At 38.0% G+C, this 23,474-nt stretch carries 21 protein-coding genes; 1 reads left to right on the top strand and 20 read right to left on the bottom strand.

From position 1 onward, the window contains the following. Nucleotides 1–21 precede the first annotated feature (21 nt). The 18 genes from EL079_RS03085 to fadE all read right to left on the bottom strand — a co-directional run bounded on the left by EL079_RS03085 (nucleotide 22) and on the right by fadE (nucleotide 18,237). Nucleotides 22–846 (bottom strand): alpha/beta hydrolase, encoded by an 825-nt coding sequence (locus EL079_RS03085; RefSeq protein WP_003030272.1) that lies wholly within the window; start codon nucleotides 844–846, stop codon nucleotides 22–24. 132 nt (nucleotides 847–978) lie between these two features. Then, the gene (gene trmFO, locus EL079_RS03090; RefSeq protein WP_003030238.1) at nucleotides 979–2,313 is read right to left on the bottom strand and encodes a methylenetetrahydrofolate--tRNA-(uracil(54)-C(5))-methyltransferase (FADH(2)-oxidizing) TrmFO; all 1,335 of its coding nucleotides are present in this window, start codon (nucleotides 2,311–2,313) and stop codon (nucleotides 979–981) included. A 173-nt stretch (nucleotides 2,314–2,486) separates the two neighbouring features. Continuing rightward, nucleotides 2,487–2,984 carry a hypothetical protein gene (locus EL079_RS03095; RefSeq protein WP_003030245.1) on the bottom strand — a complete coding sequence of 166 codons (498 nt, stop codon included), beginning with the start codon at nucleotides 2,982–2,984 and terminating at the stop codon, nucleotides 2,487–2,489. Between the two features lie 63 nt (nucleotides 2,985–3,047). Next, nucleotides 3,048–5,141, bottom strand: a complete 2,094-nt coding sequence (gene topA, locus EL079_RS03100; protein ID WP_108720863.1) for a type I DNA topoisomerase — start codon at nucleotides 5,139–5,141, stop codon at nucleotides 3,048–3,050. Between the two features lie 85 nt (nucleotides 5,142–5,226). After that, nucleotides 5,227–6,069, bottom strand: coding sequence for a DNA-processing protein DprA (gene dprA / locus EL079_RS03105; RefSeq protein WP_003030240.1), 843 nt, complete (start codon nucleotides 6,067–6,069; stop codon nucleotides 5,227–5,229). 82 nt (nucleotides 6,070–6,151) lie between these two features. Then, complete coding sequence (locus EL079_RS03110; RefSeq protein WP_003030231.1) at nucleotides 6,152–6,709, bottom strand: sugar O-acetyltransferase; 558 nt, start codon at nucleotides 6,707–6,709, stop codon at nucleotides 6,152–6,154. Beyond that, entirely contained in the window at nucleotides 6,699–7,526 is an 828-nt protein-coding gene (locus EL079_RS03115; RefSeq protein ID WP_003030277.1) for a PRD domain-containing protein, read from the bottom strand. Before EL079_RS03115 ends, EL079_RS03110 begins: the two co-directional genes overlap by 11 nt. Continuing rightward, on the bottom strand, nucleotides 7,523–8,305 hold the full coding sequence (locus tag EL079_RS03120) for a ribonuclease HII (RefSeq protein WP_003030264.1): 783 nt from the start codon (nucleotides 8,303–8,305) through the stop codon (nucleotides 7,523–7,525). The genes EL079_RS03115 and EL079_RS03120 overlap by 4 nt, the downstream gene beginning before the upstream one ends. After that, the gene (gene ylqF / locus EL079_RS03125) at nucleotides 8,292–9,143 is read right to left on the bottom strand and encodes a ribosome biogenesis GTPase YlqF (RefSeq protein WP_018543478.1); all 852 of its coding nucleotides are present in this window, start codon (nucleotides 9,141–9,143) and stop codon (nucleotides 8,292–8,294) included. The genes EL079_RS03120 and ylqF overlap by 14 nt, the downstream gene beginning before the upstream one ends. A 119-nt stretch (nucleotides 9,144–9,262) precedes the next feature. Continuing rightward, nucleotides 9,263–10,180, bottom strand: a complete 918-nt coding sequence (locus EL079_RS03130) for an MBL fold metallo-hydrolase (RefSeq protein ID WP_003030263.1) — start codon at nucleotides 10,178–10,180, stop codon at nucleotides 9,263–9,265. Between the two features lie 3 nt (nucleotides 10,181–10,183). Further along, on the bottom strand, nucleotides 10,184–11,296 hold the full coding sequence (locus EL079_RS03135; RefSeq protein WP_003030286.1) for an acyl-CoA dehydrogenase family protein: 1,113 nt from the start codon (nucleotides 11,294–11,296) through the stop codon (nucleotides 10,184–10,186). A gap of 15 nt (nucleotides 11,297–11,311) precedes the next feature. Then, on the bottom strand, nucleotides 11,312–12,226 hold the full coding sequence (locus EL079_RS03140) for a LysR family transcriptional regulator (RefSeq protein WP_003030251.1): 915 nt from the start codon (nucleotides 12,224–12,226) through the stop codon (nucleotides 11,312–11,314). Nucleotides 12,227–12,414: 188 nt separating this feature from the next. Further along, the gene (locus tag EL079_RS03145) at nucleotides 12,415–13,068 is read right to left on the bottom strand and encodes a 3-oxoacid CoA-transferase subunit B (protein ID WP_003030244.1); all 654 of its coding nucleotides are present in this window, start codon (nucleotides 13,066–13,068) and stop codon (nucleotides 12,415–12,417) included. Between the two features lies 1 nt (nucleotide 13,069). Beyond that, entirely contained in the window at nucleotides 13,070–13,792 is a 723-nt protein-coding gene (locus EL079_RS03150) for a CoA transferase subunit A (RefSeq protein WP_003030281.1), read from the bottom strand. A gap of 18 nt (nucleotides 13,793–13,810) precedes the next feature. Next, entirely contained in the window at nucleotides 13,811–14,590 is a 780-nt protein-coding gene (locus EL079_RS03155; protein ID WP_003030235.1) for an enoyl-CoA hydratase/isomerase family protein, read from the bottom strand. Nucleotides 14,591–14,889: 299 nt separating this feature from the next. Further along, nucleotides 14,890–16,068, bottom strand: a complete 1,179-nt coding sequence (locus EL079_RS03160; protein ID WP_003030254.1) for an acetyl-CoA C-acetyltransferase — start codon at nucleotides 16,066–16,068, stop codon at nucleotides 14,890–14,892. Nucleotides 16,069–16,083: 15 nt separating this feature from the next. Then, nucleotides 16,084–16,932, bottom strand: a complete 849-nt coding sequence (locus EL079_RS03165; RefSeq protein WP_003030233.1) for a 3-hydroxybutyryl-CoA dehydrogenase — start codon at nucleotides 16,930–16,932, stop codon at nucleotides 16,084–16,086. A gap of 96 nt (nucleotides 16,933–17,028) precedes the next feature. Then, the gene (gene fadE / locus EL079_RS03170) at nucleotides 17,029–18,237 is read right to left on the bottom strand and encodes an acyl-CoA dehydrogenase FadE (RefSeq protein ID WP_003029666.1); all 1,209 of its coding nucleotides are present in this window, start codon (nucleotides 18,235–18,237) and stop codon (nucleotides 17,029–17,031) included. 350 nt (nucleotides 18,238–18,587) lie between these two features. Between fadE and EL079_RS03175 the strand changes: the two genes are divergently transcribed. Continuing rightward, on the top strand, nucleotides 18,588–19,904 hold the full coding sequence (locus tag EL079_RS03175; protein WP_003030279.1) for an FAD-containing oxidoreductase: 1,317 nt from the start codon (nucleotides 18,588–18,590) through the stop codon (nucleotides 19,902–19,904). Between the two features lie 203 nt (nucleotides 19,905–20,107). Here the strand turns inward: EL079_RS03175 and EL079_RS03180 are convergent, their stop codons facing one another. Both EL079_RS03180 and gyrA read right to left on the bottom strand, forming a co-directional pair. After that, nucleotides 20,108–20,851: a class A sortase gene (locus EL079_RS03180; RefSeq protein ID WP_003030284.1), complete on the bottom strand. Its 744-nt coding sequence runs from the start codon at nucleotides 20,849–20,851 to the stop codon at nucleotides 20,108–20,110. A 20-nt stretch (nucleotides 20,852–20,871) separates the two neighbouring features. Next, on the bottom strand, nucleotides 20,872–23,319 hold the full coding sequence (gene gyrA, locus EL079_RS03185) for a DNA gyrase subunit A (RefSeq protein ID WP_003030248.1): 2,448 nt from the start codon (nucleotides 23,317–23,319) through the stop codon (nucleotides 20,872–20,874). Nucleotides 23,320–23,474 lie beyond the last annotated feature (155 nt).

Genomic DNA, 23,474 nt, shown 5'->3' on the forward strand with positions numbered 1-23,474 from the left:
TCATATTTTTAATTAATTTATTTACCATTTTTCGCTAAAGAAGCGAAGACAATCAGGTAAATGCTCAGCCCAGGCTACTTCATTGTGTTCTGCTCCAGCTTGGATATGAAACAACAGATTTTCCAAATCTAAATCGCCCGCAATTAACTGACGGAAGTAGGTTAATGACGAATCAATATAAGCTTGCTTGATATTGCCAGCCATTAAGCTTTTATCGGTGTCATCTGCCTCTTCTGTTCCAACATAAATATAAATCCGCTGATCTGCTAATAAGTTATGGCGTTCTATATAACGATTGAACGCTTCCTGGTGCAGCCAGTTTGCAGATGAGAAAATACCCAAGCATCCAATTTGCTCTTGGTATTCAATTCCCATAAACTGCGTAATGTTTCCGCCTAAAGAAGAACCAACCATAGCCGTGTGCGCTCGGTCTGACTTGGTACGATAATACTCGTCAACAAAGGGTTTAACAACTTCCATGACAAACTCCGCATACTCTGTCCCCTTGCCGCCAAATTGCATACCTGGAATAGTTGATTCTTGATATTTCCATGCAGAATACTCATTCATTCGATTAAAACCGTCATTGTCAATCGCCACCACAATCATTTTTTCAATGTCGGGATTTCTCTTAATCGTTGGAATGATTTTCCAAGAATGTCCACTAAAAGACTCTTTACTATAAAGGACATTTTGACCATCGTGAAAATAAACTACAGGATAGGATTTTTGAGTATCTTGCTCATAATTTCTAGGAAGTAGCACTCGAACACGGCGCTTTTGTTTGCTATAAGGCACTTCTAATGCATGTTCCCTTACTTCAAGGTAAAAATAGGATTGATTCATTGTCAGAAAACTTTCTATTTTCAAAATTTTTATCTATTATATCATAAAATATGCAAAAAAGTTAGGGAATTCCTAACTTTTTTAATACTTTTATAACAAATCATCATTATTTCTATCTTTTCCAAAAGAAAACTAGAGATTTTGATAATTTTTGATAGCTTGTAGCGCTCGTTTTGCTATTTTTTCATAGCGTTCTTTTTTGTCTCGAATGCGTGGACCGTCCAACTCCTTGATAATTCCAAAATTGATATTCATTGGCTGGAAATGTTTGCTATCAGCATGCGTGATATAATGAGGTAAGCTTCCAATAGCAGTTGTTTCTGGAAAGACCAGAGCTTCTTCTCCATTGAAAAGTCTAGTTGCATTGATACCGGCTACCAGCCCAGATGCAGCGGATTCCACATACCCTTCTACACCGGTCATCTGACCTGCAAAGAAGATATTCTCTTGTTTTTTAGACTGGAACGTCTGTGTCAGGAGATTTGGTGAATCCATGTAAGAATTGCGGTGCATAACTCCATAGCGGACAAATTCTGCATTTTCTAATCCCGGAATCATCCGAAAAACGCGCTTCTGTTCACCCCATTTTAGGTGTGTTTGGAAACCAACAATATTATAAAGGCTTCCAGCTGCATTGTCCTGACGAAGCTGCACAACTGCATAGGGTGTCTTAAATTCACCGTCACGGGGTCCTTTATAGTCATCCGGGTATTCCAAACCAACTGGCTTCATAGGTCCATAGAGCATGGTTTTTATTCCTCTTTTTGCCATCACCTCAATCGGCATACAGCCTTCAAAGTATTTTTCTTTTTCAAAGCTATTTAACGGTGCTTCCTCGGCATTTACCAAAGCGTCATGAAAAGCCATAAACTCATTCTTAGTCATAGGAGCATTGAGATAAGCAGCCTCTCCCTTGTCATAGCGAGATTTGAGGTAAACTTTCTCCATGTCAATTGTATTGACATCTACAATCGGTGCTGCTGCATCATAAAAATAGAATCCAGCTCCACCATTTAGCGCGTGAATCTTTTCGGCGAGTGTATCACTTGTCAAAGGTCCCGTCGCAATAACAGTAATCGTATCATCAGGAATTTTGGTAATTTCCTCACGAATAACTTCGATTAAAGGGTGGTTTGTCACCTCATCAGTCACCATTTGTGAAAAACCGTCACGGTCAACTGCTAATGCTCCTCCAGCAGGAACACGCGTAGCTTCTGCTGCTCTCATAATGATGGAATCCAAACGGCGCATTTCTTCTTTTAAGAGACCAACCGCATTCGTTAGCGAATCCCCCCGTAGAGAGTTAGAACAGACTAGCTCTGCAAAATCACTAGTCTTATGTTGTGGAGTAGATTTCACTCCTCGCATTTCATACAGCTTAACAGGAATACCGCGTTTAGCAATTTGATAGGCTGCTTCACTACCTGCAAGACCAGCTCCTATGACATTGATGTAAGATTGAGACATGAAACAAATACCTCTTTGGGAGGAGACTCCCACAAATCTTTCTAATTATTCTTAACCATTATAACAGAAAAAGCCCCTACTGACGAGTGAGACTTTCTAGAATGCAAATACACTAACTTATTAGTATCCATCCTCAAACATTGGTGTAAAGAATATAATGATTGGTCATGTATCTATTTCTTTAACATTTTTTCCAGATAAGCAATTTTAACAAAATCCTTATCATTATTTTGGTCATTTCGATAGGAATCTTGCGAAGATGCTGTGTAAATCTTAAGATATTGTTCAACATCAGGAAGAAAATAAATTACCCCTGCTGTTTCATGTTTTACCAATTCATCTAAAGGAATCCCAGCAAAGTTTTCCAAAGTATTCATGCTACCAAACTCAACCGATAGATTTCCTTTTTGAAATTCGTGCTCGTGCAAATCTACTAATTGGTAGCCAAGCCGGTTCATAATCGTTTCAATCTTTTTAAAATCATAAATTCGTACCTCATCAGGTGCGTCCCATCCCCTAGGATCTCCTGGAACATGGATATCAATATCTCGTGCTTGCCAGTCGTGGTCAGTTACCTGTTCAAGCCCTAGTGAACCCATAAGCAAAGGAATGATTCCAATTCCGTTCAATTCCTTTGCAATCTTTAAAAATTCATCAAATTTCTCTTTCATACAGTTTCCTTTGCTATATATAAAGAAAGTTTACATAAAATAAATTACGTAAACATCTTTAACTTATTTTACTTTTTCTTCTTCGTAATCCCCGTTGCTGCAGACAACTTGCTTGCCTCCACCACGAACTTTCTTTTCTACAAGATACTGACCGCATTTCGGACAAGAGCGACCAACCGGTTTATCCCAAGAGGTGAAGTCACAATCTGGATAGCGATTGCAACCATAAAAAAGCCGATTGCGCTTGGTTTTGCGCTCAATGATTTGCCCTTTGTGACACTTAGGACACTCTACACCGATTTCTTTGACAATCGCTTGAGTATGACGACAGTCAGGAAAATTGCTACATGCATAGAATTTACCATAGCGACCCAATTTGATAACCATAGGACTTCCACATACTTCACAGTCGAATCCAGCCGGTTCATCTTTGATTTGAATTTTTTCCATTTCAGTTTCTGCTTTTGCAACTTCTTTTTCAAATGGCTTATAAAATTCATCAATTACCTTTTGCCATTGTTCTTTTCCTACTTCGACATCATCTAGTTTAGCCTCCATATCAGCGGTAAACTTCACATTGACAATATCTGGGAAAAATTCAACAATCAGAGAATTCACGATTTCTCCCAATTCAGTTGGCTCAAAGCGCTTAGAAACTAATTTGACATAGTAGCGCTTTTGAATAGTTTCGATTGTTGGTGCATAAGTTGACGGACGACCGACACCATTTTCTTCCAATGTCTTAATCAAGGTCGCTTCAGAATAACGAGCAGGTGGTTGTGTGAAATGCTGTTCAGGATTGGTGTTGACCCGTTTCACTGTATCACCCTTTTCCATATCAGGCAACATTTTATTCTTATCAGAATCATTGTAAATAGCTAGATAACCGTCGAATTTAACTTGACTACCATTTGCAGCAAATTGAACACCGTTTCGCTCCAACTTCACACTCATAGTGTCAAATACTGCTGCAGTCATTTGACTAGCCACAAAACGATTCCAAATCAGCGTGTATAACTTCAATTGATCTTTATCTAGATATTTCGCGATATTTTCAGGTGTGTTGAACACACTTGACGGACGAATCGCTTCATGGGCGTCTTGTGCGCCAGAAGCATTTCGGACTCTACTCCCGTGTTTAGAATATTTCTCACCAAAACGGTCTGTAATAAAGGTTGCAGCTTCGTTTTGAGCCACTGGACTAATACGAGTGGAGTCTGTACGCATATAGGTAATCAAACCTTGCACACCAGATCCGATATTAATTCCTTCATAAAGTTGCTGAGCAACCATCATGGTCTTACGAGTTCGGAAATTAATTTTATTGGCAGCGTCCTGCTGCATAGATGATGTGGTATAAGGCAGCGGAGCATTGCGCTTGCGTTCCTTTTTCTCAACGCTTTCGACAGTAAATTCATCACCTTCAATATGAGAAAGAACGTTTTTTACATTATCGTTGGTAGCAAGCTTCATCTTCTTGCCATTCATGCCGTAAAAGCTTGCTTGAAATTGACGAGCCCCTTTTTTGAAAGTTCCGTCAATCGTCCAATACTCTTCTGGTTTAAAAGCATTGATTTCATTTTCACGGTCAATGATGAGCTTCAAGGCGACAGATTGCACACGTCCAGCTGACAATCCTTTTTTGACCTTTTTCCAGAGAATTGGAGAGATAGAGTACCCCACAATACGGTCAAGGACACGACGCGCTTGTTGAGCATCTACCAAATCCATGTCAATCTGGCGCGGTTCTTTAAAAGCATTTTTTACTGCATCTTTCGTGATTTCGTTGAAAACAACACGATTTTTATCTGTCTCGTCCAGATTTAAGATATGAGCCAAATGCCAAGAAATAGCTTCTCCTTCACGGTCCGGGTCACTTGCAAGATAGACTTGTTTCGCTTTTTTAGCTTCTTTTTTCAAATCATTGATAAGAGGACCTTTCCCGCGAATATTGATATATTCTGGCTCATAGTTGTTTTCAAAATCGATGGACATGGTAGACTTTTTCAAATCTCGAATATGTCCAACACTGGCTAAAACCTTATAGTTCCGTCCTAAATATTTTTCAATTGTTTTTGCTTTAGCTGGCGACTCTACAATCACCAGATTTTTTTTCATTGCTGTTTTTTTCTTTGTTTTTGTTACCAATGTAAACACCTTCTAAAAGTAATAAACCTCATAGAGTTTAAACTATTTTTTTTAAGATGTCAACTAGTAACATTCTCTTATAGGAGAACTTGTTTTAAAATTGGAATTCAGAAAGTACGTCAGCGCCTGATGTGACACACTTTGCACCCTCTTGAATCAAATGATGACAGCCATCACTTCTGCCGTCTAAAATTGACCCTGGAATAGCAAACACATCTCGTCCTTCTTCCATTGCGCGCTCACAAGTAATTAAACTTCCTGAGCGCATTTTGGCTTCAGCAACAATAACCCCTCTGCACAATCCTGCTATAATCCGATTACGCTCTGGAAAATGAAATTTTAATGGCTCTGCTTCAGAACTATATTCACTAAGTACTAGATGATGTTCTCCCAAATACGATTGGAGTTTTTTATTCGCCCTTGGATAAAAAACGTCTAGACCCGTTCCGATAACTGCAATTGTTCGACCACCATTTTGCAATGCTGCCATGTGAGCCGAGGTATCAATTCCGCGTGCTAAACCACTCACGATAACCAATTCATTGCTTAGCTCTTTAATAATCTTTTGAACGGATTGACTGCCTACTCGGCTACTATTCCGACTTCCTACAACAGCTACTTTAGGTAATTTTAGCAAATCCAAATTACCTTTATAAAAAAGAAGAACGGGCGGATTGTAAATTTCGCTCAAATCCCAAGGATACACATCATCCAAGATAGAAAAGGATGAGAACTTTTCAAATTCTTGACGTAATAAATCATCATCTAGCTGCAGATATTTTTCAATGAAAAGAGCAGGATTACGGCATTCCGAAACAACTGCCATATCTTTTACCGATAATTCTTTTTCTTGTATCTCAGCATACGAGAGAACATTGATGACCTGCTGATTGGTCAAGCCAGCTTCTTTTAATTTATAAATATCAAAATTATCCATTTTATCATTCCTTTTACTTTTTAATTACACTTCACTTATATTATTCGTAAAAGGAATTAAAAAAACGAGAATTTCTCGCTTTTCACATTTTATCTAATTCTTTAATAATTCGAGCCGGGTTTCCAGCCAAAACAACATTATCACCATAAGATTTGGTAACAACCGAGCCTGCTCCAACGACGACATTGTCTCCCAATGTTACTCCAGGCAAAATCGTTACACCGCCACCCGCCCAGAAATTATTGCCAATGGTAATTGGTGCACCGTACTCTACGCCTGATATGCGCTCTTGTGCATCTAAAGGATGAAGAGGAGTCAGAAGTTGACAATTTGGTCCAAACAATGCATTTTTTCCAATAATAATCGGACAAACATCAAGCATGGTCAAATTCCAATTAGAATAAAAATTTTCTCCTAAGTGAATGTTGATACCATAATCGCAGACAAAGTTTGGTTTCATCGAAATGTTCTCACCAGTTGAGCCAAACCATTCTTTTACGAGTTTACTTCTTTTTTTACCGTCCTGTTCTGCATTAAATGCGTATTGAAATTGACGAGAACGTGTTACCAATTTTCGTAATTCGGAATCCTGCGGATTGTATAATTCTCCTGCAATCATTTTTTCATATTCAGTTTGCATTGACGTTCCTTTTCATTCTTGATAAGTGAATGGTTAGATACATTTGTTCATCATTAGACGTCTGATAATTTCGCGTCTGCTTGAGATATTGGGTAATCTTTGTTGCCGTTTCATAAGCTGATGGATACTTAATTTTCAGTAAATCAAACATATCGTTGTCATCTAACTCCTGATGTCCGGTGTCCGTTAAAACACGTTCGCAAAAAAATTTCAGATGCGTAATAAAGCGTTGAACATAAATATCCTCGTCATCTAATGAGATCTCTAAGCTGTATTTGACGATTGTCATGATTTCTTCCATTAGTTGCGTTAAATCTTGAGCGGCTACATTTTCGCTATCTAATTCAGCATTGACAATGGTCAAAGCCATAAAGCCTGCTTCATCCAAAGGTAATTCTTGTCCTAAATAGTCACCCAACAATTGATTGGCATACTTGCCAACTTCAAATTCGTCAGGGAAAAATCGCTTAATATCCCACATGAGGAAATTTTTCATAAAGAAATGATCTTGGATACGTAAAACCACACCATACAGGTGGTCAGCCATCGCTAAAAAGGCACCATCTTGCAATGTTTTATTTATTTTTGCATGTGCGTAAGTGATAATTCTATCAGCCATTTCTATGATGTCAGCAGGTAATTCTAACATTAATTCACGCTTGTTCTCTGACAAGACATACTTTTTCTCAATCAGATTATCCCGAATATCATCTCCTGCTTTACATCCAAAAGCCAATCCGCGTCCCATCAACACTACTTCTTGGTGATTTTCTTCAGAAATGACCACATTATTATTTAAAACTTTAGAAATAATCATCCCTTGTCCTCGACTTCTTCAAGCATGGATTTAATTGGTTCAAAAGTTTTGCGATGAATAGGAGTGATTCCTTTTCGTTTCAATCCATCTAAATGATGCTGGGTTCCATAACCAACATTGTGTGCAAAGTCATAGCCTGGATAAGTTAGCTCATAATCAGTCATCATGCGATCTCTCGTCACCTTGGCTACGATCGAAGCGGCCGCAATAGACAGTGAATTAGCATCTCCTTTGATGATAGACGTTTGCGAAACTTGAACATCTAACTGCATGGCATCAATCAAGAGATGTTGCGGAGAGATTTCAAGATTTCCCACAGCTTCTAACATGGCTAATTTCGTCGCTTCATAGATATTCACCTTATCAATCACTTGATTATCCTTGACACCAATACCAACTGCAACGGCTTGTTTTAGCACTTCTTGATAGATTTCTTCGTGCTTTTTCTTGGGAATTTTCTTGCTATCGTTGAGACCTTTGATTTTACAGTTTTTAGGTAAAATAACTGCTGCTGCCACAACAGGACCTGCTAAGGGACCACGACCAACCTCATCAATCCCAGCGATATATTGGCAACCAGTAGCATAAAGCTCCTTTTCATATCGTAGCATTTGCTCCAAACGACAGTCTTCGTCCAATTCAGCTTGGATTTGTTTTTTACGCTTCATAATGAGCTTGTGGACACCAGCCCGACTATCATCTCGAAATTGCTCAAAAACAGGACTCTCTATGTCTGTTATTTCAGATAAGATTTCTTGAATCTCTTTAATTGTCGCCATGTATCTCACCTAAAGTATCCAAAGTATAACGTCCTAACTTGCCATCGCGAATATCTTTTATGAAAAGACGATAAAAGCGGTCATAGTCATCTCGAAATCCTAATTTTTGTGTCATATCCATAATGATTTCAGGTGCTTCTTCTTCCAAGTTCATTTGCTTGAACCGTTCTTGAAGCTCCTTTGGATAATGTTCTTTGAAATAATTGATTCCAAAAATAGTAACCTCATCCATTGGAAGCAAATCGTCTTTAATCGCTCCTGTTAAAGCGAGTTTCAAAGCAACTTTTTCATCTTCAAACTTAGGCCAGAGAATCCCTGGAGTATCTAAAATTTCCAAGTCCTTATTCGACTTGAGCCACTGCTGCCCTTTGGTAACACCTGGTTTATTTCCAGTCACAGCAATTTTTTTTCCGGCTAAACGATTCATCAGTGTGGATTTTCCGACATTAGGAATCCCGATAATCATGGTTCGCAATGTTTCAATTTGGATTCCGCGCTCTTTTTGCCGAGCGATTTTCTCTTTCATCAAAGACTGAGCTGCTTCCGTGACTTTTTTAACAGTTGATTGCTCCTTAGAATTGATTGGCAAAGTCTTGACGCCTTGCTTTTCAAAATAATTTCTCCACTCCTTCGTCAAAGTCGGGTCAGCCAAATCTGCTTTATTCAAAATGAGGAGCTTAGGCTTCTCTCCCACGATTTTAGTCAGCATGGGATTTTGACTGGACAATGGTAAACGCGCGTCTACTAAAATTGTCACAAAATCCACAAATTTGATATTTTCTTGTACTTGTCTCCGAGCCTTGGACATGTGTCCCGGAAACCATTGAATAGTAGCCATGAAAACCTCTTTCTTACACTAGTTTAACATCTTCATTATACCAGAATTTTAGCTAATCCGCATTGATAAATCATGCAACAAAAAATCACCTCTCAAAAACAAAAGGCAATTTTTGAATCTTAATGATACAAAACAGGCTTTCTATCCTGCTTATCGGTAAACGGAAGTCTTGGTTCGCGAATCCGTTTCACATAATCAACAATTTCTTTTCCTTCATGGTCAAATTCCACAACAGCAAAAAATTGATCGTGGTAAAAGAAAAATTTATAATGATTTTCAAATGCTTCCTTGAGCCATTTTTCTTTTGCAATAATGGAACGCATGGGGTAATCATCTACAGCAGCGACCCATACAGGCTTGCGATGCGCGTGAGTTAAGAGCAAGTCTGCCATATGAATCATGGTTTCATTTCCTTGTTTCAGCAAAATGATACTATGACCATTGCTATGACCACCAGTATGAACCATTTGAATTTCTGGTATGACATTTAAGTATTCCGTAAATGTCTCAACTTGATGTTGAATAGGTTCCCAATTTTCTCTGAGATAAGTCCCTTTAGTCCGATTATTTGGGTTCATCATCTCGTACCATTCAATATCATTTACAAAAATCTTAGCATTGGGAAAAGTTGAAACCAACTGATGATTTTCATTTAATTTTGTCAATCCACCAGAGTGATCGTGATGCATGTGAGTCATCAACACATAAGAAATATCTTCAGGAGTCAAACTTAAAAGTTCCAAGCTCTCTTCAATTCTGCTTTCAGATAAAATCCCTAAATTTCGTCTTTGTTTATCAGATAGTTTCGCAGTGTTAAAACTTGCATCAATTAAATAATTTTTATTTTTGTATTGAATCAATATTGGATCGGTTAATTCAACCATCATATTTTCTTCAGTTGTTGGATAATAGCGTGACCAAACAACTTTTGGTACAGGACCAAATAAAGTGCCTGCATCTGTCATTTTGTCAACTCCACGTAACCAAATTAATTTCATGTCTCCAAATTGATACTCTTGTAGAGCGAGTTTTGTCATTTCTTACTCCTTTAGCCACCTTTCGGCAATTTCTCTTCTGATAGAATTTCCAGATCTTCCATAGTTTTCAATAGTTTTTGCATCCTTTAAATAACGTTTGATATTAACCTTGTCGAATTTTTGTAAGGGACCAATTAGTCGAAGGATTTCATCGGATATCTCAATGGCAACTTTCGTCGTGTACAGTTTTATTCGAGAAACAAATTTTGCATCTTCTTCAATTTGACTAGGATAAGAATCAAAATAAGCTTCTGCAGAGCATAATTTATTGTATAAATCAGCAAATTTATTTTGATGAATTTCCACATCAATCAAACGCTTTCCAAATCCTCTCTTCACCTTTGCAAATTCAATACCTTTATTGAAAGCCCCCTCAGCAACACCTAATGCAATAGCACTTAAGCCAAGTTGCATATTTTTAATGATGTTAGCAAATTGGACATCCCCAGCTAATTCGTCTCCCAATAAGGCGTTTTCCGGGAGCAAGACATTTTTCAGCGTGACTGAACTCAAAGGAAGACCTATCAAGCCCGGTTTTTCAATCTGTTCACCAATTAGCACATCCGAATCTTTTGGATCAACAATAAAGAGTCCGTACTTCTCCACCTTGCCTTGTTCTTTTACTTTTGCCAAAACCAGTAGTATATCTGCAACGCTGCTATTGGAAATCATCGCCTTTTTCCCTGAGAGACACCATCCCTGCTCAGTCTTTGTCGCATACGTTTCAAGATCTTCTAGCCCCTTTAGATGTTTATACTCGCAAAATCCTAATCCAGCTATGTACTGACCTTTTAGTAACTTTTCAAGATATAATTCCTTTTGCTCTGCTGTCCCAAAATTCAAAATAGAATAAATTCCATAGCAACCTTGTGTTAATAAAATAGCTGAAAGAGCAGCAAATTCATTAGCAATTTTTCGGATAAATGTGATGAAATCAGAACTTAAAGTGTGATTCTCTTCAGATAAAATGGGCAAAAATATATCCATTTCGTTCGTCAACTCATCCCACATTTCCTTTGGAAAATAAGTTGATTCATCATGTGATTTTACATAGTTTTTGATTGCTGTATTCGTATATGAATCAATCATAGCTGCTGTAGTGCTAATTTTTGACATCGATTTGCTCCTTTGTTAGGTATCAAGGCTCGAAATAGGCTGATAGTAACCTTTCAAAAGTTCTTCATAAACGTATGCTTCAACTTCATTATAATTTGCTTTATACGGCCTACAGAACCAGATATTAAATGGAATCGGATCTTTAAAACGAACAGCTTTAAACTTATTTTTATCCACAAAATATTCTACTGGACGAGGTAAAATAGCAATCATATCATTCTTATACGTAGACTCTGTTAAAAAATCCCATGCTGATGATAAATATGTAAAATTTGTCTCTATCTTTTTATTTTTTAATTTTTCAGCTACTAATTCATAAGTAGTAAATGATTTATTAAATGTTGCTAAATCATAAGCAGCGATGTCTTTCCATTCAAGAAATTCTTTATCTGCTAAAGGATGATTTTTATCCATATAAGCTGCATATTCATCGGCTTGTATAATATATTGCTCGTACTTTTTAGCATCTAAATTAGTCGGCTCAATCAATAAAACAAAATTTAAATCACCTTCAAGAAATTTTTGGCGTAAATCCTTACTGCCTCCCTCTACGACTTGAATATTAATGTGCGGATTATCCTTGAAAAATTTAGGAAGAGCACTAGCAAAATAAACACGCAAAATCAGAGAAGGAATGCCTAAATTAATAGTTCCTTTTTGTTTTTGCGCTTCCATATGAATCATGGATTGCATTTCTTCATGACGATTGACAATTTCCGTAGCAAAACGATAAATTTTCCCACCAGCTTCTGTCAGACTTTCTAATCTTCCATTTCTACGATTAAAAAGCTGCAGTCCTTCAGTCGCCTCAAAATTTGTGACAAATTGACTCAAAGCAGATTGACTAATATGAATTTTTTTAGCAGCAATCGAAAGATTACATCCGCATTCGACGATATTGATAAAGTAAGTCATTTGAATAATATCCATGTTCATCGTCTCCTATCTTTCAATATTTGTAATATAATTTGTCAGGAATAAAATAGCAACTGATCTTTTTAATATAGATGATCAGTTGCTAATAGGTTGATTAAAAACTTATCATCGATAAAGTTCGTTATAAGCATATAGTAACACACTTTATGGCAAACAGTAGCTATATTTGCTTGATAATTTAACTAGATAGACATTGTTTTTAAGTCATCTGACACGATTACTTCTCCCTCTGTCTTTTCAAGAACTTCTTCCAAAGAGACACCAGGAGCTAATTCTTTCAAAAGGAATTTCCCATCTTGAAAACCAAATACTGCTAATTCTGTAATGACCAAATCCAAAGCTCCTTTAGCTGATAAGGGCAGTGTGCATTCTTTCAGCAGTTTTGATTTGCCGTCAACGGTAGTATGTTGAATGGCTGCGATAACCCTTTTGGCACCAACTAGAAGATCCATAGCTCCCCCCATTCCTGGAGCAAACTTATCGGGGATAATCCAGTTTGCAATACTACCATCTTGGCTAACTTCTAACGCTCCTAAAACTGTAGCATCAACGTGGCCTCCACGAATAATGGCAAACGACGTTTGAAGGTCAAATAAAGATGCTCCCGGTAAAAGAGTGATGGGTGCTCCACCAGAGTTGGCCAGATTCGCATTGTAGTTTTCTTTTGTTGGTGTCTCACCAAAACGAAGAGCACCATTTTCTGCTTGAAGGATCACATTCACACCTTCAGGAATATAATCAGCAGAGGCATTCGGAATACCAAATCCAAGGTTGATGACATCTCCATCTTTAAATTCAAGAGCTACACGTCTTGCTATAATTTCTTTTGATTTCATATTAATTTACCCCTGCCAATTTTTTAGTCTCTATCCAGAGGTCGCCCATCATTTCATGATGTTCTTTAGAAGTCAAGCTTTTAACAACATAGTCTACAAGAATTCCGGGAATATATACATCGTTAGGATCAATTTCCCCAACTTCAACAATTTCATTGGCTTCAACAATCACTGTATCAGCTGCAAGAGCCAGCTGCAATGAAATATTTTTAGTTGTCCCATCAATATATAAATTGCCATATTTATCTGACTTGGTAGCCTTAATCAAAGCAACATCAATTTTCAAAGGGTCATAAACAAGATATTCTCTGCCGTTGCGAGCTACTTTTTCATAATCTTTTTCCAAAATAGTCCCAACGCCAGTCGGAGTCAAAACAGCTCCCAAACCAGCACCCGCAGCATGAAGTCGTTCAACCACGGTTCCCATTGGTGTGAATTCAACTTCCATATCGCCACTAAAATATTCATGTTGTACGGCAGCGGAAGTTCCCACATGAGCTGCGATATATTTTTTAACTTGGTGATTTTCACACAAGCGACCAACGCCAATCTCTTTACCCGGTTGTGAGGTAACAACAGATACTATTGTTAAGTTCTGTTGATTTTGTCGAACCAATTCTTCAATGAGTTCAAACGGCTCACCCACTCCAAGAAAACCTGAGATACCTACAATATCTTCAGATTTAATGTTAGAAATTGCTTCTGATAATGTTACAATTTGCATACCAATATCTCCACTTATTTACTTACGATTAAAAACAGGCTTGCGCTTTTCTACAAAAGCACGCATCCCTTCTACTTTGTCCTCTGTAGAGAATAATAATGCTTCTGCTTCAGTTTCGAGCCTGATAGCATTTTTAAGTGGAAGTTCAGAACCAACCTGAATAACATGTTTAGCTTTCTCTACTGCTAACGGTGCATTTTTCATAATTGCAGCAGCCAATTCTTCAGCTGAAGTTAACAGTTCTTCAGCTGAAACCAACTTGTTAAGAATTCCCAGTTCGTAGGCTTCTTGACCTTTCACTGTACGAGCAGTGAAAATCAATTCTTTCGTACGGCTTGTTCCAATCAAACGAGACATACGTTGAGTACCAGCGAATCCCGGAATAATGCCCAAGCCAACTTCTGGAAAGCCAACGACTGTTTTTTCAAATCCAATACGGATATCTGCCGAAAGCGCTAACTCCATTCCACCTCCAAGTGCGTACCCATTGAGCACTGCAATTGTTGGTTGACGTAAGTCAGAAAGTCGAGTAAAAGTATTATTTGCAAATGTCATATATTCAAAAGCTTGAATTGGCGACATCACGTCCATTTCTTTAATATCAGCTCCAGCTACAAATGCCTTTTCTCCTGCCCCTGTTACAATCACAACACGGATTTCTTCACTTTGTTCAACTTGATCAAGAACATCATTCAGATCAGTTAATACTTGAGAACTCAAAGCATTTAATGCTTCAGGACGATTGATCGTAATGTAGCCGATGCTGTTTTTTACTTCTAGTAAAACAGTTTTACTCATTTTAATGCTCCTACTTATAAAATTTGAATTATTAAGTATAATGTCAACAAATACTTGAACCCAAAATGTAAGAGCTTACAATGCTATGATATCTCATTTTTCTACTCTCGTCTACTTAATCTTAATTTATAACTCTATAAGTTTAACTTATAGAGTTATAAAAAATACTAAGACTTTTTGATTTTCAAAATAAAAAAACAAATTCTACTAAGAATCATTTAAGATAAACGTCTTAGATAGAATTTGTTTTACAGAGTAAAAAAATCAAATTGTAAATTAAATTTAGTAGGTAATTATTTTTAACGTTCTACAATGACTGCTGTGCCCATTCCGCCTCCGATACAAAGAGTTGCAAGACCACGTTTAACATCGCGTTTTTCCATTTCATGCAACAAAGTAACCAGAATACGGCAGCCTGATGCTCCAATTGGATGACCAAGTGCAATGGCTCCGCCATTGACGTTTACTTTTTCTGGGTCAAAATTCAACTCTTTTCCAACAGCACACGCTTGAGCTGCAAAGGCTTCATTGGATTCAATCAAATCAAGGTCTTCAACTGTAAAACCACCTTTTTCAAGTGCTTTACGAGAGGCATAAATTGGCCCACAACCCATGATTTTTGGATCTAAGCCCGCACTAGCATATGATTTAATAGTTGCTAAAACGGGGATGCCTAATTCTTTTGCTTTTTCTGAACTCATGACAACAACTGCTGCTGCTCCGTCATTGATACCAGAAGCATTACCAGCCGTGACAGTTCCACCTTCTTTAAAGACAGAACGCAATTTAGCCAAACCTTCTAACGAGGCATCTTTTCTTGGAAATTCATCCGTATCAAAAATAATTGGCTCACCCTTTCTTTGTGGAATAACCACTGGAACAATTTCTTCTTTGAAACGTCCAGCTTCAATAGCTGCCACAGCACGTTGTTGAGATTGCACAGCAAAAGCATCTTGAACTTCACGAGAAATATCATACTGTGCAGCAACATTTTCAGCTGTGATTCCCATGTGGAAATCATTAAAGGCGTCAGTCAGACCGTCGCGCAACATAGTATCAACAACTTTAGAGTCTCCCATACGAGAGCCCCAACGTTGATTTTGCAGCACATATGGTGCTTGGCTCATATTTTCTGCACCACCCGCTACGATGATATCAGCATCTCCACAAAGGATAGCTTGTGCAGCTAATTGAACTGTTTTCAGTCCTGAACCACATACTTTATTGACTGTGAATGCTGGAGAAGATACAGGGATACCTGCATTGACACTCATTTGACGTGCCACATTCTGACCAAGTCCTGCCCCTAAAACATTTCCCATAATCACTTCATCAACTTGTTCAGCCTTCAAATTTGCTCGTTCCAGCGCGCTTTTGATAACCAAACTTCCCAAATCAACAGCTGAAATATTTTTCAAACTTCCACCAAAAGAACCTAATGGTGTACGAACTGCTGATACAATAACTGCTTCTTTCATTTCTTGCTCCTCATCTTAGTATTTAAAGAAACCTTCCTTGGTCTTACGTCCAAGTTTATTAGCTTCAACCATTTTTTTCAACAATGGAGCAGGACGATATTTCTGATCACCAAATCCATTATTCAACACTCCCATAATAGCCAAGCAAACATCCAAACCAATCAGATCAGCTAATGCTAATGGTCCAATAGGATGATTAGCTCCTAGCTTCATCGCTTCATCAATTTCTTCAGCCGATGCTACTCCTTCTCCAAGAATGAAAATAGCTTCATTTATCATCGGAATTAACACTCGATTTACAACAAAACCATAAGAATCTTTCACATCAACTGCTGTTTTACCGATTTTTTCAGTCAATTCACGAACAGTTTTGACTACTTCTTCTGATGTTTGAAGTGCTTTGATCACTTCGACCAATTTCATAACGGGAGCAGGATTAAAGAAATGCATACCAATAACTCGTTCTTGATGTACAGTTGCAACTGCAATATCTGTAATGGACAAAGATGATGTATTTGACGCTAAAATTGTTTCTGGTGTTGTTAATTCATCTAATTGTTTAAAAATACTCAACTTAATGTCTCGGTTTTCAGTAGCTGCTTCAATAACTAACTGAACATTTTTTGCATCTTCGTATGAGGTTGAGGGAATCAACTTACTCAAAATACTATTTTTATCAGCTTCTGACAGACGCCCTTTCTCTACAGAACGTGTTAATTGCTTGGTGATATTCCCGATTCCTCTTTCAACGAATTCGTCTTTAATATCATTCAAATACACTGTAAAACCTGATTGGGCAAAGACTTGTGCAATACCACTTCCCATCTGACCTGACCCAATGATCATCACTTTTGAAATATTCAATTTTCTCTCCTATCTAATATTAACATTATAAAGTTTAAAATGAAAGAATAGGAACGATTGAATGATGAATACTCTTCAACCGTTCCTGCTTTGTCATTATACAAATGCACCTAAGCCAGTAATTTCACGACCAACAATCAAAGCGTTGACTTCATGAGAACCTTCATAAGTATAAACAGCCTCAGCGTCTGCAAAGAAACGGGCAACATCTGTTTCAAGAGTGATTCCATCCCCTCCGCCTACTTCACGAGCAAGGGCAACAGTTTCGCGCATAACGAGTGAATTATGCATTTTAGCAAGGGCAGAATTTAACATTAATTCATTGCCAGCTTCTTGCATTTCAGCAAGACGAACTGAGTAAGCAATAGCTGCCACAGCGTTCGCTTGCATTCTAGCCAATTTTTCTTGAATGATTTGGAATTTAGCAACTGGACGTTTAAATTGTTGACGGTTTGTAGTATATTTTAATGCTGCAACAAATGAACCACAAGTTATTCCCATAGCGATATGAGCAACATCAGCACGAGTAAATGTAAGAATACGAGCTACATCTTCAAAACCATTGATGTTTACCAAACGATCTGAGTCTGGAACTTCAACATTTGTCATTGTGATATGACCATTTCGAACACAACGAAGTGCAATTTTATGTTGAATAACTTCTACATCGTAACCAGGAGCTCCTTTGCGAACGATAAAGCATTTAATTTTGCCATCTGCAACGTCACGAGCAAACACTGGAATAACATCAGCTGTATCTGAACCACCAATCCAACGTTTTTCACCGTTAATAATCCACTTGTCTCCTACACGTTCAGCAGTTGTTGCAAGCCCACCTGCAATGTCTGAACCAGAAAGTGGTTCTGTCAAAGCAAAACATCCTTGCCAATCAAATGCTGCTAATTTAGGAAGAAATTCTTTTTGTTGGCGTTCATCACCACCGAGTAAAATTGTGTTATAGCAAAGTCCACCATGCACAGTATAGAATGTAGCCATTGATGTATCAAAGCGAGCCAATTCCAAGTAAAGGAATGCGATATAAAGTTCTGATGGTTTGTAGCTGCCTTCACGTCCCTCAAACAATTTAGGATTGTTCATAATTTGCGCGCCTTTGGCAACTGCGTAAAATTGTTCAAATGGAAAATCAGGTTTTTCCCAATGTTCATTGATCACAGGACGAAGATGTTTTTCAATCAAACGACGAGTTTCTTGTAAGACTTCTGCTTCTCCTAGTGTCAAACCGTCTGCATAGTGAAAAAGATCTTCAGGATATAATTCACGTAAAATTTCTTCTTTAGTTGCCATAGTATGGACTCCTTTATAATAAAGTTATAAGAGCGCTTTCATTTCAAGGCTCAGTATTTGTTGACGCTTACATTTTATATCAGATATGATCTTGTGTCTACTTAAGAAAAATTAATCGTCCCATAAGTTTCTATTATACATATTGATTTTACTGACTTTTCAAAGGATAAAGACAAGATTTTACAAATAGAATTTTTGCAAAATCTAAAAATTTATTTGTAAAAATAATTGAATTTCTAAAAATATTTTCTCTAATTTCAAAGAAATTCTTTTCCTCAATCCTCCAGAGCAAAATGCGAGCATTTGCAAAATGAATATGTTACAATGCTTATAAAAACGGAGGAAAAATCATGTTAACATACGATTTAATTGTTATTGGTTTTGGTAAAGCTGGTAAAACATTAGCAGCAAAAATGGCAACCCAAGGAAAAAAGGTTGCTTTAATTGAACGAAGCAAAGCTATGTACGGTGGTACTTGTATCAATATCGCTTGTATTCCAACCAAAACCTTATTAGTCGCCGCAGAAAAAGGACTATCATTTGAAGAAGTAATGGCTGAGAAAAACGCGGTTATTAGCCGACTTAATGGGAAAAATTACGCAGCCATTAGTAGTGCTGGAGTAGATATTATTGATGCAGAAGCTCATTTTCTGTCTAACAAAATAATTGAAATTGTAGCAGGCGACGAAAAGCAAGAGCTAACAGCTGAAAATATCGTCATCAATACGGGCGCTGTCTCTAACATTCTACCAATTCCAGGACTTACTACAACAAAAAATGTTTATGACTCAACAGGCATTCAAAATCTTTCTACATTACCTAAACGTCTTGGTATTCTCGGTGGTGGAAATATCGGTCTTGAATTTGCCGGACTTTTCAATAAGCTAGGAAGCAAGGTTACTGTCCTTGATGCTGCTGATACTTTTTTGCCACGTGTAGAGCCCTCAATTGCCACTTTGGCTAAACAATATATGACGGAAGACGGTATTGAAATTCTTCAAAATATTTACACTCAAGAAGTGAAAAATGACGGTGAAGAGGTGCTTGTCATTGCTAAAAACGAAACATTTCGCTTTGACGCTTTGCTTTATGCTACCGGTCGTAAACCAAATATCGAACCATTAAAACTTGAAAATACAGATATCCAAGTTACAGACCGCGGTGCTATCCAAGTGGATAAGCATTGCCAAACAACTGTTCCTGGCGTTTTTGCTGTTGGTGATGTCAACGGTGGACTACAATTTACTTATGTTTCGCTAGATGATTTTCGTGTCGTTTTCAATTACTTAGCCGGTGATGGCTCCTACACACTTGAAAATCGCAATCATGTACCAACTACCATGTTTATCACTCCTCCACTAGCACAAATTGGTTTGACAGAAGCTCAAGCTAAAGAACAAGGCCTGCCTTATGCAACCAAAGAAATTCCAGTTGCAGCCATGCCACGCGGACATGTCAATGCGGATCTTAGAGGGACGTTTAAAGCTGTTGTTAATACAGAAACTAAAGAAATTCTTGGCGCTACTATCTTCTCACAAGGTGCTCAAGAAATCATTAACATTCTAACTGTAGCTATGGACAATAAGATTCCTTATACTTATTTCACAAAACAAATCTTTACTCATCCAACTCTAGCTGAAAATCTTAATGATTTATTTGCGATTTAGTCACGACTTCTGTATTTTGACAAAAATATTGTCATAAACCATTTTGATTTCATTCAACAAAAAAATAAAAGTGGGATAGGGCTGAAAACTAAAAATTTTTAGCCCGTTCTCTCACTCTTGCAAAGCTTGCTCAAGTATCGCGTGACTATTTATTTCCATCATAAAAACGAGGCTGGGATATTATCGTCCCCACCTCGTTTTTATTATAGCTGCATTTGATTATACGTTTTACTAAATGCATTCAAAATTTCTTTTGGTGCGTCTTTATAAGAAGTCTCTCCTTCTAGCGTTCCTTTAACAATCGTTCGTGACGTAGCTGCAGCATCTTCACAAGTCACCAAAGTCACTTCATTGACACCTTCGCGGTCATTAATCACATCTACTCTATCAGGTGCTACATTCTCAACTGAAGTAATGGAGTAAGTATAAATTTTTTCCTTATCTGTCAGATAAATTTTCATTCCGGCTTTAGCACGATCTAAAGGAGAAAAGAGCATATTGCTTGCACCTGTAATCCCAAATACATGGTGGCTAGCCAATGCGTAATTCCCTTTCCCCATTTGCTGCGTTTCTTTCATCGTGCCTGCGCCATAATAAAGACCCACATTGTCTAAGCCCTTGAAAATCGGCAAATTCATCGAAAGTTCAGGAATAGCAATTCCACCAATAACTGGTAATTGCTGTGCTTTCCATTGCGCGTTAATCACATCTTCGGTAGACAGCGATTTAACTTTATCGAAATTAAAGCTGGTTTTGGCTTTTTTGTTTCGATTGATTTTATCTTTGGAGACATTGCTCACTTGATACCGATTGGTATGCCAAACCATGATCATATTTCGAATAGAAGAGTTGAAAATAAGTGCAAGTGCAACAATGATTAACAATGTCGCAATAATGTTAATCAGAATATTTTTTCTTTTATTATGTTTTTTTCTTGTTGATGACATAACATTTCCTTTTATCTAATTTATTCTTCATCCTCTTCTTTTTCGCTATCCGCTGCAACGCTTGTAAAAGTGACAATCTGCGCTCCCTTATCTAGTCGCATTACTTTAACACCCAAAGTTGCACGTCCTGTTTGAGAAATATTGGCAACATTTGTCCGAATAATGACCCCTGTATTTGTGATAATCATCAAATCTTCATCACCATTCACAGCCATCAAACCTGCTAATGGACCATTTTTCTCAGTAATATTAGCTGTTTTCATCCCTTTTCCGCCACGTCCTTTCGTAGCGTATTCACTAGCTAAAGTACGCTTGCCATATCCTTTTTCAGTGATGACTAACACTTCTTGATCATTCGAAATGACACTTGCTCCTACAACATGGTCACCCGCACGCAAATTCACTCCGCGCACGCCGGTTGCAGCCCGTCCCATATTTCGGACTTGGTTTTCATTAAAACGTACAGCATAACCCATTTTTGTTCCAATAATGATATCTGCTTGACCATTTGTCAAAAAGACATTGATGAGTTCATCCTCATCTTTTAAATTCAGAGCTTTCAGACCGTTTTGACGAATATTAGCAAACTCTGTTACGCTTGTCCGTTTCACAACACCATAGCGCGTTGTAAAGAAAAGGTAGGAATTATTATCATGCTCGGCTTGAACGTTGATAATCGTTTGGATTGTTTCGCCTTCGTCCAATTTCAATAAATTAACAATCGGCAAACCTTTCGCTGTACGACCGTATTCAGGAATTTCATAGCCTTTCAAACGATAAACGCGACCTTTATTGGTAAAGAAGAGTAAGCGATCATGTGTGCTGGTAGAAACTAATTCACGGACAAAATCGTCATCCTTTACACCTGTTCCTTGAATACCACGACCACCACGTCTTTGCGCAGTGAATTCATCTTGGTTCAACCGTTTGATGTAACCCTTATTGGAAAGTGTAATCAAAACATCTGCTTCCTCGATGAGATCTTCATCTTCCAGAGCCAGTACTTCACCAACCATTAGTTCTGTACGACGTTCGTCAGAAAACTTACGTTTAATCTCTTCTAATTCTTCCTTGATAATCGCAACAACTCGTTCTGGTTTAGCTAAAATATCTGCTAAATCTGCTATCAATTTCATCAAGTCGTCATATTCAGATTGAATCTTATCCCGTTCCAATCCCGTTAAACGGCGAAGACGCATATCCAGAATCGCCTGACTTTGACGTTCGGATAATTCATAGCGTGCCATCAACTCTGCTTGCGCTTCTGCATCTGTCTCGCTGTTTCGGATGATGCGAATCACTTCATCAATGTGATCTAGTGCAATCAGCAAACCAGCTAAAATATGTGCACGAGCTTCCGCCTTTTCCTTATCAAAAACTGTCCGGCGTGTAACCACTTCTTTTTGGTGTTCAATATAAGCAAGCAAAATCTCGCGTAAAGACAGAATCTTTGGCACTCCATTTTGAATCGCCAGCATATTGAAGCTAAAATTCGTCTGCATTTGCGTTAATTTGAATAAATTGTTCAAAATAACATGCGCACTTGCATCCCGCTTCACTTCAATGATAAAACGAACCCCTTCACGGTTAGATTCGTCACGAACCGCTGTAATGCCGTCAATACGTTTTTCTTGGACTAACCGCACAATATGTTCGTGAACTTTGGTTTTATTGACCATATACGGAAATTCAGTAACCACAATTCGTTCACGACCAGATTTTGTTTCTTCGATTTCCGTCCGAGCACGTAGAACAATGGAACCTTTCCCAGTTTCATAAGCGCGATGAATGCCTGATTTCCCCATAACCAAAGCGCCTGTCGGGAAGTCTGGACCAGGCAACACTTCCATAAGGTCATGTGTGGTCACATCTGGATTATCCATGACTAATTTTACAGCATCAATGGTCTCACCAAGATTGTGAGGAGGAATGTTTGTTGCCATTCCCACAGCAATACCTGTCGCCCCATTGACCAGCAAATTAGGAAAACGTGACGGTAAAACTAATGGCTCACGCTCACTGCTATCATAGTTATCTGCAAAATCAACTGTATTTTTGTTGATATCGCGTAACATTTCAAGCGATATTTTGCTCATCCGAGCTTCTGTATACCGTTGTGCCGCAGGACCGTCTCCGTCCATAGAACCAAAGTTTCCGTGACCATCTACTAACATGTGGCGGTAAGACCACCATTGCGCCATCCGCACCATAGCTTCATAGATAGAGGAATCTCCGTGCGGGTGATATTTACCCATAACATCACCCGTGATACGAGCAGATTTCTTATGTGGTTTGTCAGGAGTCACCCCCAGCTCATTCATCCCATACAATATTCTACGATGAACAGGCTTTAAACCGTCTCGAACATCCGGAAGAGCACGAGCAACAATGACACTCATGGCATAATCGATGAAACTCGTCTTCATTTCGCTCGTTAAATTCACATTTACTAAATTATTATCCTGCATTAAAAAATGCCTCTCTTCAATTTATATGACCATATCATTATAACATAAATTGGGATTTTTTTCAGTAAACATCCCTTGTTATAAAAACGTTTACATAAGATGATATGTATTATATTCGTGACAAAATGTTACAAAAGTGATAGAATAGATGTGTA

Source organism: Streptococcus anginosus, assembly GCF_900636475.1.
Taxonomy (GTDB): domain Bacteria; phylum Bacillota; class Bacilli; order Lactobacillales; family Streptococcaceae; genus Streptococcus; species Streptococcus anginosus.